This is a genomic window from uncultured Stenotrophomonas sp., from assembly GCF_913778665.1.
Classification (GTDB): Bacteria; Pseudomonadota; Gammaproteobacteria; order Xanthomonadales; family Xanthomonadaceae; genus Stenotrophomonas.
In genome coordinates this window covers 548,761-563,147 of record NZ_CAJYVQ010000008.1, presented here as the reverse complement: position 1 = coordinate 563,147, position 14,387 = coordinate 548,761, and the positions used below count along the sequence as shown (strand labels likewise).

At 67.8% G+C, this 14,387-nt stretch carries 13 protein-coding genes; 8 read left to right on the top strand and 5 right to left on the bottom strand.

Annotated features, from left to right (window positions below; genetic code table 11):
* Positions 1-7: 7 nt before the first annotated feature.
* Positions 8-901, bottom strand: coding sequence for a methylisocitrate lyase (prpB, locus tag QZ853_RS11210; RefSeq protein ID WP_295573074.1), 894 nt, complete (start codon positions 899-901; stop codon positions 8-10).
* Between the two features lie 165 nt (positions 902-1,066).
* Here prpB and prpR point away from each other — a divergent pair, with 165 nt between their 5' ends.
* Entirely contained in the window at positions 1,067-2,650 is a 1,584-nt protein-coding gene (gene prpR, locus QZ853_RS11205; protein WP_295573072.1) for a propionate catabolism operon regulatory protein PrpR, read from the top strand.
* Positions 2,651-3,034: 384 nt separating this feature from the next.
* On the opposite strand, the gene QZ853_RS11200 is transcribed toward prpR, so the two are convergent.
* Entirely contained in the window at positions 3,035-3,496 is a 462-nt protein-coding gene (locus QZ853_RS11200) for a DoxX family protein (protein WP_295573069.1), read from the bottom strand.
* Between the two features lie 167 nt (positions 3,497-3,663).
* On the opposite strand from QZ853_RS11200, the gene QZ853_RS11195 reads away from it, so the two are divergent.
* Positions 3,664-4,197, top strand: a complete 534-nt coding sequence (locus QZ853_RS11195; RefSeq protein WP_295573066.1) for a hypothetical protein — start codon at positions 3,664-3,666, stop codon at positions 4,195-4,197.
* A 63-nt stretch (positions 4,198-4,260) separates the two neighbouring features.
* Here QZ853_RS11195 and pdxH read toward each other — a convergent pair whose 3' ends face one another.
* Positions 4,261-4,860: a pyridoxamine 5'-phosphate oxidase gene (gene pdxH / locus QZ853_RS11190; protein WP_295573062.1), complete on the bottom strand. Its 600-nt coding sequence runs from the start codon at positions 4,858-4,860 to the stop codon at positions 4,261-4,263.
* A 40-nt stretch (positions 4,861-4,900) separates the two neighbouring features.
* Between pdxH and QZ853_RS11185 the strand changes: the two genes are divergently transcribed.
* A complete protein-coding gene (locus tag QZ853_RS11185; RefSeq protein WP_295573059.1) occupies positions 4,901-5,728 on the top strand; it encodes a kinase in 828 nt (275 codons plus the stop codon).
* 6 nt (positions 5,729-5,734) lie between these two features.
* Here QZ853_RS11185 and QZ853_RS11180 read toward each other — a convergent pair whose 3' ends face one another.
* The gene (locus QZ853_RS11180; protein WP_295573057.1) at positions 5,735-5,938 is read right to left on the bottom strand and encodes a dodecin family protein; all 204 of its coding nucleotides are present in this window, start codon (positions 5,936-5,938) and stop codon (positions 5,735-5,737) included.
* Positions 5,939-6,036: 98 nt separating this feature from the next.
* Here QZ853_RS11180 and QZ853_RS11175 point away from each other — a divergent pair, with 98 nt between their 5' ends.
* From QZ853_RS11175 to mdtD, 5 genes are all read left to right on the top strand, one after another.
* The gene (locus tag QZ853_RS11175) at positions 6,037-6,579 is read left to right on the top strand and encodes a shikimate kinase (protein WP_295573055.1); all 543 of its coding nucleotides are present in this window, start codon (positions 6,037-6,039) and stop codon (positions 6,577-6,579) included.
* The gene (aroB, locus tag QZ853_RS11170; RefSeq protein WP_295573053.1) at positions 6,576-7,688 is read left to right on the top strand and encodes a 3-dehydroquinate synthase; all 1,113 of its coding nucleotides are present in this window, start codon (positions 6,576-6,578) and stop codon (positions 7,686-7,688) included. Before QZ853_RS11175 ends, aroB begins: the two co-directional genes overlap by 4 nt.
* A 50-nt stretch (positions 7,689-7,738) precedes the next feature.
* Positions 7,739-7,978, top strand: coding sequence for a WGR domain-containing protein (locus tag QZ853_RS11165; protein WP_295573052.1), 240 nt, complete (start codon positions 7,739-7,741; stop codon positions 7,976-7,978).
* Between the two features lie 26 nt (positions 7,979-8,004).
* The gene (gene hemE / locus QZ853_RS11160) at positions 8,005-9,087 is read left to right on the top strand and encodes a uroporphyrinogen decarboxylase (protein ID WP_295573050.1); all 1,083 of its coding nucleotides are present in this window, start codon (positions 8,005-8,007) and stop codon (positions 9,085-9,087) included.
* 97 nt (positions 9,088-9,184) lie between these two features.
* Positions 9,185-10,594, top strand: a complete 1,410-nt coding sequence (gene mdtD / locus QZ853_RS11155) for a multidrug transporter subunit MdtD (RefSeq protein WP_295573048.1) — start codon at positions 9,185-9,187, stop codon at positions 10,592-10,594.
* A gap of 242 nt (positions 10,595-10,836) precedes the next feature.
* On the opposite strand, the gene QZ853_RS11150 is transcribed toward mdtD, so the two are convergent.
* On the bottom strand, positions 10,837-14,367 hold the full coding sequence (locus tag QZ853_RS11150) for a hybrid sensor histidine kinase/response regulator (protein WP_295573046.1): 3,531 nt from the start codon (positions 14,365-14,367) through the stop codon (positions 10,837-10,839).
* Positions 14,368-14,387: the final 20 nt, after the last annotated feature.

Here is a 14,387-nt window from a genome sequence, read left to right as displayed (position 1 = left end):
GTACTGCTTATTTCTTGGCGGCGAACAGTGCATCGAGCTGCTGCTCGAAGGCGTGGTAGCCGATGCGGTCGTAGAGTTCTTCGCGGGTCTGCATGGTCTCCACCACGTTGCGCTGGTGGCCATCACGGCGCACCGCCTGGTAGACGTTCTCGGCGGCCTTGTTGGCCGCACGGAAGGCCGACAGCGGGAACAGCTGGATCGCCACGCCGGCCGAAGCCAGTTCATCGCGGCTGAACAGCGGGGTGGCACCGAACTCGGTGATGTTGGCCAGTACCGGCACCTTCACCGCGTCGACGAAACGGCGGTAGGTGTCCAAGTCGTAGGCGGCCTCGGCGAAGATGCCGTCGGCACCGGCCTCGACGCAGGCGATGGCGCGCTCGATGGCCTTGTCCACGCCGTCCACCTGGATGGCGTCGGTGCGGGCGATCAGGAAGAAATCCGGATCGGTCTTGGCGTCGGCGGCGGCCTTCACGCGGTCGACCATTTCACCCTGGGAGACGATCTCCTTGCCCGGGCGGTGGCCGCAGCGCTTGGCGCCGACCTGGTCTTCGATGTGGCAGGCGGCGGCGCCGGCCTTGATCAGCGACTTCACCGTGCGCGCGATGTTGAAGGCGCTCGGGCCGAAGCCGGTATCGATGTCCACCATCAGCGGCAGATCGCAGACATCGGTGATGCGGCGCACGTCGATCAGCACGTCTTCCAGGGTGTTGATGCCCAGGTCCGGCAGGCCCAGCGAACCGGCGGCGACACCGCCACCGGACAGGTAGATGGCACGGAAGCCGGCGCGCTTGGCCAGCAGGGCATGGTTGGCGTTGATGGCGCCGATCACCTGCAGCGGCGATTCGGCAGCCAGCGCCTGGCGGAAGCGGGCACCGGCGGAAACGGGGGCAGTGGCACTCATGCAGGGGTCCAGTTGTCTGACAAGGGGCAATACGGAGAGGTAAGCGCAAGCACCGTGCCAACCTGCAAGTCGTTGATTTCACGCAGATGACCGCGGCGCACCGTTGAAACATATGAAACATTGAAACAGATGTATCATGAAACATCCGCCCTCTGCCGACTGCCCATGGACCTGCCCCGCTCTCCGCTGCGTTACCCCGACCCCGACCCGGGCCGCCCGGTGATCTGGACGGTCAGCGTTTCGCGGCTGACCGGCCTGCTGGGCGACGTCATTCCCGAATTCGACCGCCGCGCGCGCATCGAGCAGATCAACCTGGGCTTCGAGGAGGCGGTGGATGTGATCGGCCAACGCCTGCGCCGCGAGCACTGCGACGTGGTGATTGCCGGCGGCTCCAACGCCGCCTACCTGCGCAGCCGGCTGGAGGTGCCGCTGGTGCCGATCCAGGCCAACGGCTTCGACCTGATGGAAGCGCTTGCGCGCGCGCGCCGCATCGCCCCGCGCATCGGCCTGGTCACCCATGCCAGCGACGTGCCGGTGTTCAGCAGTTTCCAGCAGAGTTTCGGGCTGGAGATCGAACACCGCCGCTTCGTTACCCGCGAGGACGCGCGCGACTGCATCGCCGACCTGCGCGCCAACGGCATCGAAGTGATCGTCGGCACCGGCATGGCCATCGACCATGCCGAACAGGTGGGCATGCCAGGCGTGCTGCTGTACTCGGCCGATTCGGTACGCCATGCCTTCGAGCACGCGCTGGAACTGACCCAGACCCTGGCCCGTTCCGGGCGTGCCGTTGCCCCGCTGCGGCGCCGCAGCCGCGCCCGCAGCGCGGAAACCCCATTGCTGGGTGACAGCGCTGCGATGGACACGGTGCGCGAGCTGATCAGCCTGTACGCCCCGCACGACAGCACCGTGCTGGTCACCGGCGAAACCGGCACCGGCAAGGAACTGGTGGCTCGCCAGCTGCACGCAGCCAGTGGCCGGCGCGGACGCTTCGTGGCGCTGAACTGCGGGGCGATCAGCGAATCGCTGCTGGAAGCCGAACTGTTCGGTTACAGCGATGGTGCCTTCACCGGTGCGCGCCGCGGCGGCCGGGTCGGCCTGGTGGAGGCGGCCGACGGCGGCACCCTGTTCCTGGATGAGATCGGCGAGCTGCCGCTGCCCCTGCAGACCCGCCTGCTGCGGGTGCTGGAGGAGCGCGAAGTGCTGCGCGTGGGGGCCACCGAACCGACCAGCGTGGACCTGCGCGTGGTGGCCGCCACGCTGCAGTCGCTGGAGCAGCGCGTGCAGGCCGGCAGCTTCCGCCGCGACCTCTATTATCGGCTGGCCGCGCTGCGTATCGCACTGCCCGCACTGCGCACGCGCCGCGAGGACGTCGCCACGCTGGCGCGGCATTTCTTCCGCCAGCTGCGTGGCGTGGATGCACCGTTGGATGACAGCGCGCTGGCCGTCCTGCAGGCCGCCGAGTGGCCTGGCAACGTGCGCGAACTGCGCAATCTTGTGGATCGCCTGCGTATCCACTGGCAGCCGGCCGAAGGCAACATGGATGCCGTGCGCCTGCTGCAGCTGGCGCCGGAACTGGCCGGTGACGGCGGCGCCGCACTGCCGCTGGAAAGCACTGGCCGACGCCCGCCGCGTGCGCAGCTGGAGGCACTGCTGCAGGAACACCGCAATGACCGCGAGGGCATGGCGCAGGCGCTGGGCGTGTCACGCACCACGCTGTGGCGCTGGCTGCGCGCGGAGGGGTTGTAGAGCGGAGCCGTGCGCGACGCTATAGCGCGCCACCAGTCGAATATGACCCGGCGCTAGGATTTACCTGCGTCATCGACGTACCACGCAATGAAGTGATGGAAGCTCTTCCATCGAGACCGCTCTTGCCCCGAAACAATCAGCCTGGTCGGGAATCTTCGGAATTCCAGGGCCAACCATACGCAACAACTCAAGCCTACCGGGCACGGGAGGCAGCGCACCATTGATCGCCATGTAGGACATCCACATATCGCAGTGAGGAGCAATACCCAAGCGACGCATGACCTCGGCCGCCGAAACGCAATCAGCATTCCGGCGATCTGGGCATGCGCGAGCCACTCACTTGATCACATCATTGATCCCCATTGCCTCCGTTTCACTCGCTGTTCAACGCCGCCAGCACGCCTCGATGGCGAACCGCCCCGTTCCCACCGCGGCAATCCACAGCAAAAGCACACCCAGCGGCACTTCGCTCAGGTAGAAGAACCAGCTCAGCCAGTCCGGCACGCTCAGCCCTGCCGGAATGCGTGCGATGCCATCGGTCAAAGCAGCCACCGCGCAGATGCCCGCCAGCAGCAGGGCCGAGGGCCGGCTGAGCAGGCCCAGCACCAGCAGCCCACCGGCAATCCATTCAATCGTGCCCAGCACCGGTGCACTGAACACCGGGAACGGAATGCTGGCTTCAATGAGCGTATGCACCATGCGCTCGCGGCCGGCTGCGGTGAACACCTTGTTCCAGCCCGATACGCAGAACATCACCCCGGCCACGATGCGGGCGAGCAGCAGCAGGGCCGCTTCCACGCCTCCGCGAGGGGGCGGCACGGCAAACAAGCAACGCCAGAGGGGCATGGCAACTCCGGAAATCGAGGGTATTCAACGCAGTGTGCCCGCCAGCCCCCTGCCCGCGCATGAAGCGCACAGGTCTGGATGCGACACGTGCTGGTCGCAGTGGATTTTCCCGCTGTCCCACGCAACCGCAGGTTGCCTGGAACACGCCATTGGCCAGGTAGTGCCGTGTGACCGCCGGCCTGCACCGGCACAGGAGACTGCACATCGACACGTTCATCCAGCTGGACCGACGACTGCGGCAGCAGCATCCGTTGCCGTATTTCCTGGCGCCGTGGGGCTGGTGCTTTGCCAAGAACAACCTGCTGGATGCAACCCCGGCCGTACTTGATGAGGTGTCAGACCCGGATCTCGCCTTCCTGCTGCGCGACCTTTACTTCAGCGGCATGGTGTTCTACGCCAGCGGAGAATTCGCATTGCGCCAGGGTGAGCGTGTGCGGGCATCGCTGTATGTGCACTACGCGCCGGCGGCCGCATGCCCTTATGAGCTCAGCCTTCACCTGCGCAAGGGCACGTCGCGCAACAGCGCCCATCAGCTCGATCTGGAACACGCCACCGCCACCGCGCGCGATGCCTGTACTGTCATCAACACCTGGATGGCCGCCGTGAGCGGTGATTTCGTCGACGGCTACAACCCGGTTGCCGATCGCATGGACGACTGGTTTTCGGCGGCATCCCTGATGGATCGCAGCAGCGCCTGCTGACCGCAGACCCTGCTCCATCCGGCAGAACAGGGGCATGGCTCTGCCGGCGTCGTTCCTGCCGCCTTACGGGTACAACAGCCGCTTGCTCCAGCGCCCTTCGGCACCCGCTTCGTAGCACCAGCGCTCGTGCAGGCGGAACTGCGCGCCGTACCAGAACTCGATGCGGTCCGGCACCACGCGCAGGCCGCTCCAGCCCTCCGGGCGCGGCACGTCCTTGCCCTCGAAACGGGCTTCGACCTCGGCCACGCGCGCGTCGAACTCTTCGCGCGTCGCCAGCGTCTTCGACTGCTGCGAGGCCCACGCACCGATCTGGCTCATGCGCGGGCGGCTGGCGAAGTAGGCATCGGCCTCGGCATCGGCCACCTGCTCGACATGGCCTTCGATGCGCACCTGGATTCCCGCCTCGCGCAGGCTGCGCCACAGGAACAGGAGCGCCGCCTGCGGATTGGCCTGCAGTTCCTGTCCCTTGTGGCTGTCCAGGTGGGTGTAGAACACGAAGCCGCGCTCATCGAAGGCCTTCAGCAGCACGGTGCGCGCCGAGGGACGGCCCTGCGTATCGGCGGTGGCCACGGTCATCGCATTCGGCTCGACCTCGCGGCTCTGCTTGGCCTCTTCGAACAGGGCGGCAAACGTGGACAGGGCTTCGGCGTACAGGTCGCTCATGATTGAGTTCTTCTCACACGGATTGGGCTATTGTGGCTGCATGGCCGCTGCTGCGTATATGCCCCAGGTGAAAGGATTCCCGGAAACATTGGCCGACCAGGCGCTGGACGATGCGCTGGGCAGCGGCGCAGCGGTTCCAGTATTGGCGATCAGCGGCCTGCAGGGGAGCGGCAAATCGACGCTGGCCACGCAGGTGGTGGCACGTGCCCAGGCGCGGGGCCTGAACGCGGCCACGCTGTCCATCGATGACGTCTACCTGACCCGCGCACAGCGCCAGCGACTGGCCCGACAGGTGCACCCGCTGCTGATCACCCGCGGCCCACCCGGCACCCATGACCTGCCGCTGGCCCACAGCGTGCTGGACGCGGTAGCCGCGCGCCAGCCCTTCGCATTGCCCCGCTTCGACAAGCTGGCCGACGAAAGGCTGCCCGACGCGCGGTGGCCGCGAATTGAACGACCGCTCGACCTGCTGGTGTTCGAAGGCTGGTTCCTCGGCACACCCGCGCAGGATGACGGCGCGCTGGACAGCCCGTTGAACGCACTGGAACGCGAAGCCGATGGCGACGGCCGCTGGCGGCGCTGGTGCAACCTGGCACTGGCCCGCGACTACCCGGCGCTGTGGCAGCGCTGCGACCGGCTGTGGTTCCTGCAGCCGCCGGATTTTTCGGTGGTGCCGCGCTGGCGCTGGCAGCAGGAGCAGAACCTGCAGGCCGCGCAGCCGGGCCGGCACGGCATGAGCCGGCCACAGCTGGAGCGCTTCGTGCAGTACTACGAGCGGGTCAGCCGGCAGGCACTGCAGGCCCTGCCCGCGCTCGCCGACCATGTGGTGGTGCTGGACAGCCAGCGCCAGGTGCAGGCCGTGCGCTGAAGGCGACTACTCCACCACGAAGGTCACCCGCAGGTTGACCCGCCATTCGGTGATTTCGCCGCTGCCATTGGTCACCACCTTGGTCTCGTTCACCCAGGCGCCCTGGATGCCCTTGACCGTCTCGGAGACCTTCTTCAACCCGCTGCGTACGGCGTCCTCGACACTTTCCGGCGAGGAGGCAGTGATTTCGATGACCTTGGCGACCGACATGGGCTGTACTCCAGCTGGCGCGGGAAACCCCGCAGGAACAGCCACCCTGACGTGAAGAGCGTAAAGGCCGGGACACGGAGGTGTTAGCATCAGAGGGCATGAATCCTGCTCCGAACCTGATCCTGATCGGCCCGATGGGCGCCGGCAAAACCTGCATCGGCCGCCGCCTGGCCGAGCGCTTCACGCTGGACTTCGTCGATGTCGACCAGGCCATCGTCGACGCCGCCGGTGCCAGCATCCCGACCATCTTCGAGCACTCCGGCGAAACCGGCTTCCGCAGCCATGAACGCGAGGCCCTGGCCCGCGTGCTGGCCAATTGCGGCCAACTGGTTTCCACCGGTGGCGGCGCGGTGCTGGATGCGGACAACCGGGCCCTGATCGCCCAGCGCGGCTTCGTGGTCTACCTGCGGGTCAGCGTGGCCGCGCAGCTGGAGCGCCTGGCCCGTGACAAGGGCCGCCCGCTGCTGCAGCGCCCGGACCGCGAACAGGTGCTGCACGAACTGGCCGCTCATCGCGACCCGCTGTACCGCGAACTGGCCGACCTCACCCTCGATACCGACCCGTATACCGCTGCCGATGCGACCGCCCAGCTGGTGGTCAAGCTGGCCACGCAATGGCAGCGCCAGGACCTGACTGCATGACCTCCCCCGCCCTGCTGCAGGTCGCCGTTGGCGGCGACCGCCCCTACTCCATCACCATCGGCGCCGGTGCGCAGGCCGACGGCACTGCGCTGGCCTCGCATGTGCGCGGCCGTCACGTGCTGCTGCTCAGCGACAGCGAAGTCGCTCCGCGCTACCTGGCAGCGGTGAAGCAGACGCTGCTGGCCGCACGCCCGGACCTGATCATCGGCGAGCACGTGCTGGCTGCCGGTGAAGCGTCCAAGACCCTGGCCGAATTCGGCCATGCGATCGAAGCGCTGGCGGCCCTCGGTGCCACCCGCGATGCCTGCGTGTTCGCCCTCGGCGGCGGTGTGGTCGGGGATCTGGCCGGCTTCGCTGCGGCCTGCTGGATGCGCGGCGTGGACTGCGTGCAGCTGCCGACCACGCTGCTGGCGATGGTCGATTCGTCGGTGGGCGGCAAGACCGCCGTCGACATCCCGGCCGGCAAGAACCTGGTCGGGGCCTTCCATCCGCCGCGCGCGGTGATCGCCGATACCCGCGTGCTGGCTACCCTGCCACCGCGCGAACTGCGCGCCGGCCTGGCTGAAGTGGTGAAGTACGGCGCGCTGGGCGATGCGGTGTTCTTCGAGTGGCTGCAGCAGCATGCCGATGCGCTGCTCGCCGGTGAAGATGCGGTGCTTTCCGAAGCCATCGCGCGCAGCTGCCGGCACAAGGCCGCCATCGTCGAACGCGATCCGTTCGAGAAGGGCGAGCGCGCGCTGTTGAACCTGGGCCACACCTTCGGCCACGCCATCGAGACCGAACAAGGTTACTCGGCCCCCGGCCGCGATGCGCTGAACCATGGCGAGGCCGTGGCCGTGGGCATGGTGCTGGCGGCCAGGCTGTCCACCGATCTGGGCCTGGCCGAGGACAGCGACCGCGTCCGCCTGCAGGCCCTGCTGGAACGCCTCGGTTTGCCGGTGACGATCCCGGCCGGACTCGATCCGCAGGCCCTGCTCGACCGCATGCGGCTGGACAAGAAGAACGTGGCCGGCCGCCTGCGACTGGTGCTGTGGCGGGGCATGGGCCGCGCCGAAGTGGTGCCGGACGTGGATGAGGCCGCGGTGCTGAAGGTGCTGTCGGCCCGGTAGAGCCGGCCGCGTTGCGGCCGGGGTCACCCTGGCCCCGCTACAATCGGTCCATGCACGTCTACCTGCAACATCCCGAGGCCGGTGCGCAGGCACCGCGCTTCCTGCGCCTGAGCCTGCAGCCGGACCTGTTTGGCGGCTGGGAGCTGCTGCGCGAGAGCGGCCGCGTCGGCAGCCGCTCGCAGCTGCGGCGCGAGCTGTTCCTGCAGGCAGACGAAGCCCGCCATGCCTTCGAGAAAGCCCGCGATGCCGAACTGCATCGCGGCTTCCAGATCCTTTCGCACGGCGACTGACGCCGCTGCCAACTTTCGTCCAAGGAATGCCCATCGTGACCAGCCCTCTCCGCAACGATCGCCTGCTGCGCGCCCTGCGCCGCGAACCGGTGGACTGCACCCCCGTCTGGCTGATGCGCCAGGCCGGCCGCTACCTGCCGGAGTACCGCGCGACCCGGGCCAAGGCCGGCAGCTTCCTGGCCATGGCCAAGACCCCGGAGATCGCCTGCGAAGTCACCCTGCAGCCGCTGCGCCGCTTCCCGCTGGACGCGGCCATCCTGTTCTCGGACATCCTCACCATCCCCGATGCGATGGGCCTGGAGCTGTACTTCGTCGAAGGCGAAGGCCCCAAGTTCCGCCACCCGGTGCGTGATGAAGGTGCCATCGCCAGGTTGGCGGTGCCGGACATGGAGCTGGACCTGGGCTATGTGATGGACGCGGTGCGCCTGATCCGCCGCGAACTGGACGGCCAGGTGCCATTGATCGGCTTCTCCGGCAGCCCGTGGACACTTGCCTGCTACATGGTGGAAGGCGGCGGCAGCAAGGACTTCGCGCGGATCAAGGCGATGGCGCTGAACCACCCGCAGGCCCTGCACCGCCTGCTTGAGGTCACCACCGAAGCGGTGATCGCCTACCTCGGTGCGCAGCGCGCGGCCGGTGCGCAGGCGCTGCAGGTGTTCGATACCTGGGGCGGTGTGCTGTCGCCGGCGATGTACCGCGAGTTCTCGCTGCGTTACCTGCAGCGCATCGCCGAAGGCCTGGAGCGTGGCGAAGGCAGCGAGCGTACGCCGCTGATCCTGTTCGGCAAGGGCACCGGCCTGCACCTGGAAGCGCTGTCGCAGACCGGCGCCGATGCCCTGGGCCTGGACTGGACGCTGGACCTGGATGAGGCAATGCGCCGCACCGGTGGCCGCGTTGCCCTGCAGGGCAACCTCGACCCGACCACGCTGTACGCCTCGCCGGATGCGATCGCCGCCGCTGCCGCGCGCGTGCTCGACACCTATGCCGCCGGCAACGGCGGGTCGCGCGAGGGCCATGTGTTCAACCTCGGCCACGGCATGTCGCCTGACATGGACCCGGCGCACGTGCAGGTGCTGGTCGACGCGGTGCACGCGCACAGCCAGCGCTGAGCATGCCGCACGCGGTTGCGGTTGCGGCGCGATATTGATCGCGCCGTGACCTGCAGTGCGCGATCATGGCGCCCCCACGCTGCACCGGCCGCACTCCATGTCCACATCGCCATCGACCTACAACCGCCAGCGTCCCCTGCTGTGGCTGGTGTCCTTGGCGATCTTCATGCAGATGCTGGACTCGACCATCGTCAACACGGCGTTGCCGGCGATGGCAGCCAGCCTGGGTGAAAGTCCGCTGCAGATGCAGTCGGTGGTGTTCAGCTACGCACTGGCGGTAGCTACCTTCATTCCCGCCTCCGGCTGGATCGCCGACCGCTACGGCACCCGTCGAACCTTCCTGGTGGCGATCATCCTGTTCACCCTCGGCTCGCTGGCCTGCGCGCTGGCGCAGCACCTGCACCAGCTGGTCGGCGCACGCGTGCTGCAGGGCATCGGCGGCGCGATGCTGCTGCCGGTCGGACGGCTGGCGGTGATGCGTTCGGTGCCGCGCGAGGACTTCCTGCGCGCGATGAGCTTCATCGCCATTCCGGCCTTGGTCGGCCCGTTGATCGGTCCGACGCTGGGCGGCTGGCTGGTCGAAATCGCCTCGTGGCACTGGGTGTTCCTGATCAACCTGCCGATCGGCGTGATCGGTTTCGTCGCCGCGATGAAGATCATGCCCGACCACTACGCCAGCCACCGCACCCGCTTCGACCTGCGCGGCTACATCATGCTGGCGTTCGCGATGGTGGTGCTGTCGCTGGCACTGGACGGCATCTCCGGGCTGGGCACGCCGCACGCGCTGATCATGCTGATGACCGTGGCCGGCCTGGCCGCGCTGGTCGGCTACTGGCTGCACGCGGCCAATTCCACCGCACCCCTGTTCTCGCTGGCGCTGTTCCGTGTGCCCAGCTACCGCATCGGCATCCTCGGCAACCTGTTCTCGCGCATCGGCAGCAGCGCCATGCCGATGCTGATCCCGTTGCTGCTGCAGGTCGGCCTCGGCCTGGGCCCGATGAACGCTGGCCTGATGATGGTGCCGGTGGCAGCCGCCGGCATGGTGTCCAAGCAGCTGGCGGTGAAGCTGGTCGAACGCTTCGGCTACCGCCGCGTGCTGATGGTCAACACAGTGCTGGTGGGGCTGGCAATGGCCAGCTTCATCCTGATGACACCGGGCCAGCACCTGGCCTGGCGCCTGCTGCAGCTGGCGTTCTTCGGCGCAGTCAATTCGCTGCAGTTCACCGTGATGAACACCGTGACCCTGCGCGACCTCGACCGCGAGTTCGCCAGTTCCGGCAACAGCCTGCTGTCGATGGTGATGATGCTCGCTGCCGGTTTCGGTGCTGCCGCTGCGGGCAGCCTGCTGGCTGCGTTCGGCAACCATCTGGACAGCACCGACGCCACGGCCGCACTGCATGCCACGTTCCTGTGCGTCGGTGCGATCACCCTGACCTCGACGATGATCTTCTGGCAACTGCCCGACACCAAGCCGGAGCCACGGCAGGTCGAACACGTAGCGGAGTGAGGGGGGCGGCAGGGCCTGCGGCCCTGCACCCGCAGAGGCCGAATCAACAGCAACAGCGAGCATTCCGTGGGTGGTGGGGCGGTGTGGGCTTGCAGGACCGTTGGTGCCATGGATGGCGCCATCGAGCCCCCATGGACGGGTTTACGGCGTGTCCTGCAAGCCCACACCGCCCCACCACCCACGGAATGCAGGCTATTGACGTTGATTCTGCAGGTGCAGGGCTGCAAGCCCTGCAATAAACCCTACCGCCCCATCACCCGGGCGATCGCTTCCACCAGCAGTTCGCCGGTCACCGGCTTGCGCAGGAAGCCGCCGATGCCAGCCGCCTCCACCTGCTGCTGAAGGTCCGGATCGGTGCGTGCGGTCACTGCCAGCAGCGGCAGCATGTAGCCCTGGTTGCGCAGGTGCTGGGCCAGCTCGAAACCGCTCAGGCCCGGCAGGTCCAGGTCGAGCAGGCCAACGTCAAAATCGCCTGCGCTGATCTCGCGCAGCGCCGCCAACGCGTGGCCGGCATGCACCACCTCGTGGCCACGGGCGCTCAACAGGCCACGCACCACATCGGCAACGGTGGCGTCATCCTCCACCATCAGCACGCGTAGCGGTGGCATACTCGCGGCCTCTTCGCGATGCGCTGCATCCGTCGCTTCGGCATCGGCACCGGCCTGCACCCGCATCGGCAACGGCAGGCTCACGCCGAAGCAGGTACCGCGACCGAGCTGGCTCTCGACCTGGATCCGGCCCTGCATCGCCTGCGCCAGTTCGCGGCAGATCGCCAAGCCCAGGCCACTGCCACCGTACTGCGCGGCAGTACGCGCGCCGTCGGCCTGTTCGAAGCGGCGGAACAAGCGCTGCTGCTGTTCCTGGCTGATGCCCGGGCCGGTGTCGCGCACTTCAAACTGCAGCGCGCTTAGTTCGCCATCGCAGCGCGCGTGCAGGGTGACGGTGCCGCGGCTGGTGAACTTGACCGCGTTGGAGAGCAGGTTGAGCAGGATCTGCCGCACCCGCATCGCATCACCGGTCGCCTCCAGGCCGGGCGGCAACTGGTTGTCCAGGCTGAAACGCAGGCCCTTCTGCGCGGCCAGCGGTCCCATCAGTGCGGCCAGGTCGTGCAGCAGGCAGCTCAGCGCGAACGGCTTGGCCTGCAGCTCCAGCCGTCCCGATTCGATCCGCGCAAGGTCCAGTGCATCATTGACCAGATGCAGCAGGTGTTCACCGGCATGAAGGATCGACTGCGTGTAGCCACGCTGCTGCGGATCCAGCGGCGATGACAGGAGCAGTTCGCTCATGCCGAGCACACCGGTCATCGGGGTGCGGATCTCGTGGCCCAGGTTGGCCAGGAAACGGGTCTTTGCCGCCGAGGCCTGCTCGGCCAGCTCCTGCTTGTGCAGGGCCAGCTGATAAGCATGGCGGCGCTGCAGGCGGCGCCGGTAGAGCCAGGCGAACCAGCTGGTCAGCAACAACGCGATCGAAGCCAGTACCAGCAGGCCGGACAGGCTGCGCCACCACGGTGGCTGCACGCGGAACTCCAGGCTCTGCACTCGCGACCAGACATGATCCGCCGAGCGTGCCTGCACTTCCAGGCGATAGCTGCCGGGCGGCAGGCGCGAGAACAGGCGCTCGCCGGCTGGCCCCACTTCCACCCAGTCCGGGTCGTAGCCGGCCAACCGGTAGCGGTAGCTATTGGATGCGGAATCGGCGAACGACAGCAGCCGCGCCACGATGCGCAGGTCACGGTCACCGTCGGCGATCTGCAGCGGCGTTTCGTGGGTCAGGTCCAGCACCCGCTCGCTGCGACGGACCTCGACCCGTTCAATCACCAGCGGCGCACGCCGCACCGATGGCCGCACCTGCTCCGGGTCGAACACCACCACGCCGGCCGGCGTACCGGCCACCAGGTGACCGTCGGCGGACATCGTCAGTGTGTGCTCGCGGAATTCCTGGCTCGGCAGGCCGTCATGCACGCCATACAGGCGCACGCTCTGGCCGTCGGCACCGACCCGCACCAGGCCGCGTGCGCTGGTGGCCCAGGCCACGCCGTGCGCGTCGACCACCAGCCCCGACGCGGAAATCGCCGGATAGCCCTGCTCGGCGCCGACCACCGCCTGCCGTTCCAGGCGGCCCTGGCTCCAGCGATAGCGTGACAGGCGGCCATCCTCGGACAGCCAGACCTGGCCATCGCGGCCCACGTGCAAGGCATGGATCGCCGCCGCCGGCGCCCCCGGCACCGGCTGGAAACGCCCGCTTTCCGGCACCCACTGCAACAGGCCGCGGCTGCTGGCCAGCCAGATGTGGTCCTGCGGCCCGCATTCCACGTCCAGGTTGAGCTGGCCGTGCTGCAGGCCACGCTGGCCATTCTCCATCTGGCGCAGCAGGCGCCCGTCCAGGTCGCGCTGCTGGAGCCCGGCCGACAGCATCAACCACAGGCTGTCGCCGTCGCAGGTCATCATCGATTCGACCACCCCTTCCATGGTCGCATCGGCCCCGGCATCACGCCCCCAGCGGCGCAGATCGCGGCGCTTCGGGTCATAGCGCAGCAGCGCATCGTTGGAACCGATCCAGACCTGGCCACGACGATCCTCACGCACCGACGAGAGCCAATGCATGCCGTTGACCCAGGTGCGGTGCTGCTCGATTTTTCCGGTCTTGGGATCGAAGCGGTCCAGTGCACCGTGGCTGCCGACCGTCCAGATGCCACCATTGCTGGAAGGGCTGGTGCCCAGCACGAACGCATTGCGCAACGAACCGGCGTCATCCTCCAGCCGCGACAGCACCGAGAACTGCCACCAGCGCGGCAACAGGTGCCACAGACCGGCGTTGGTACTGGCCAGCCAGATGCCGCCTTCGCGGTCCTCGTAGGCACCGGTCCAGTTCGGCCTGACCGGCCCGCGCGCCACTGCGCTGTACAACGGCACGGTATGGTACTGGCCATCCACCGCCCGGCCCAGGCCGCTGCGGGTATCCAGCCAGTGCCCGCCCTGCTCGTCGCGCAGCATCATGCCGAGCACCTGCTCACCCTCCGGCAGCTTCCAGGGCAGCGCTTCAAAGCGGCCGTCGGGGCGACGCACCATGGCGCCTGCCATCGTGCTGATCCACAGGCTGCCATCGGGTTCGCTGGTCAGGCCATTGATCAGCAGGCTGGGAATGACGTCGGCGCCGACCCGTTCGAAATCGGTACCGGTCCAGCGCGCGATACCGTGCTTGGTGCCGATCCACAAGCTGCCGTCGGCCAGTGTTGCCAGGTAGGGCACCGAAGCTGCAGGCAGGCTGCGCGGGTTGTTCGCTTCGGGCAGGAAACGCTGCAGGCGGTCGTTGCTGTCCAACCGGTACAGGCCGCCCTCATGGGTACCGAACCAGATCGAGCCATCCGGCGTGGTCGCCAGGCTCCAGATCGTGTTGGTGCCCATCAGCGGCTGGCTGCTGCGGTCGTAGAAATGCAGCTGGCGGCGGTCGGCCGACATCCGTATCAGGCCAGCGTTCTCGGTACCGATCCAGAGCTGGTTGCGCGCATCGACCAGTACGGTCCAGATGCGGTTGTCGCGCAGCCCATCCTCCGAACGCCAGATGCGGTAGTTGCGCCCGTCGTAGCGGGCCAGCCCGTCGTTGGTGGCGATCCACAGGTAGCCGTAGCGGTCCTCGGCCATGCGGTTGACAGTGTTGGACGGCAGGCCATCGAACACCGTCACCTGGCGCGGGCTCGGCGGCACCGGCTGTGCAGCAGCAGGTGACAGGCAGCACAGGAGGACCAGCAGCATCGCCGCCCGCAGATACACCACCGATTGCCTCCTCACGCTGC

Excerpts from the sequence above, each read along its gene's own strand:
- prpB (WP_295573074.1), bottom strand. The coding sequence starts at position 901 with ATGAGTGCCACTGCCCCCGTTTCCGCCGGTGCCCGCTTCCGCCAGGCG.
- prpR (WP_295573072.1), top strand. The coding sequence starts at position 1,067 with ATGGACCTGCCCCGCTCTCCGCTGCGTTACCCCGACCCCGACCCGGGC.
- QZ853_RS11200 (WP_295573069.1), bottom strand. The coding sequence starts at position 3,496 with ATGCCCCTCTGGCGTTGCTTGTTTGCCGTGCCGCCCCCTCGCGGAGGC.
- pdxH (WP_295573062.1), bottom strand. The coding sequence starts at position 4,860 with ATGAGCGACCTGTACGCCGAAGCCCTGTCCACGTTTGCCGCCCTGTTC.
- QZ853_RS11185 (WP_295573059.1), top strand. The coding sequence starts at position 4,901 with ATGGCCGCTGCTGCGTATATGCCCCAGGTGAAAGGATTCCCGGAAACA.
- QZ853_RS11180 (WP_295573057.1), bottom strand. The coding sequence starts at position 5,938 with ATGTCGGTCGCCAAGGTCATCGAAATCACTGCCTCCTCGCCGGAAAGT.
- QZ853_RS11175 (WP_295573055.1), top strand. The coding sequence starts at position 6,037 with ATGAATCCTGCTCCGAACCTGATCCTGATCGGCCCGATGGGCGCCGGC.
- aroB (WP_295573053.1), top strand. The coding sequence starts at position 6,576 with ATGACCTCCCCCGCCCTGCTGCAGGTCGCCGTTGGCGGCGACCGCCCC.
- QZ853_RS11165 (WP_295573052.1), top strand. The coding sequence starts at position 7,739 with ATGCACGTCTACCTGCAACATCCCGAGGCCGGTGCGCAGGCACCGCGC.
- hemE (WP_295573050.1), top strand. The coding sequence starts at position 8,005 with ATGCCCATCGTGACCAGCCCTCTCCGCAACGATCGCCTGCTGCGCGCC.
- mdtD (WP_295573048.1), top strand. The coding sequence starts at position 9,185 with ATGTCCACATCGCCATCGACCTACAACCGCCAGCGTCCCCTGCTGTGG.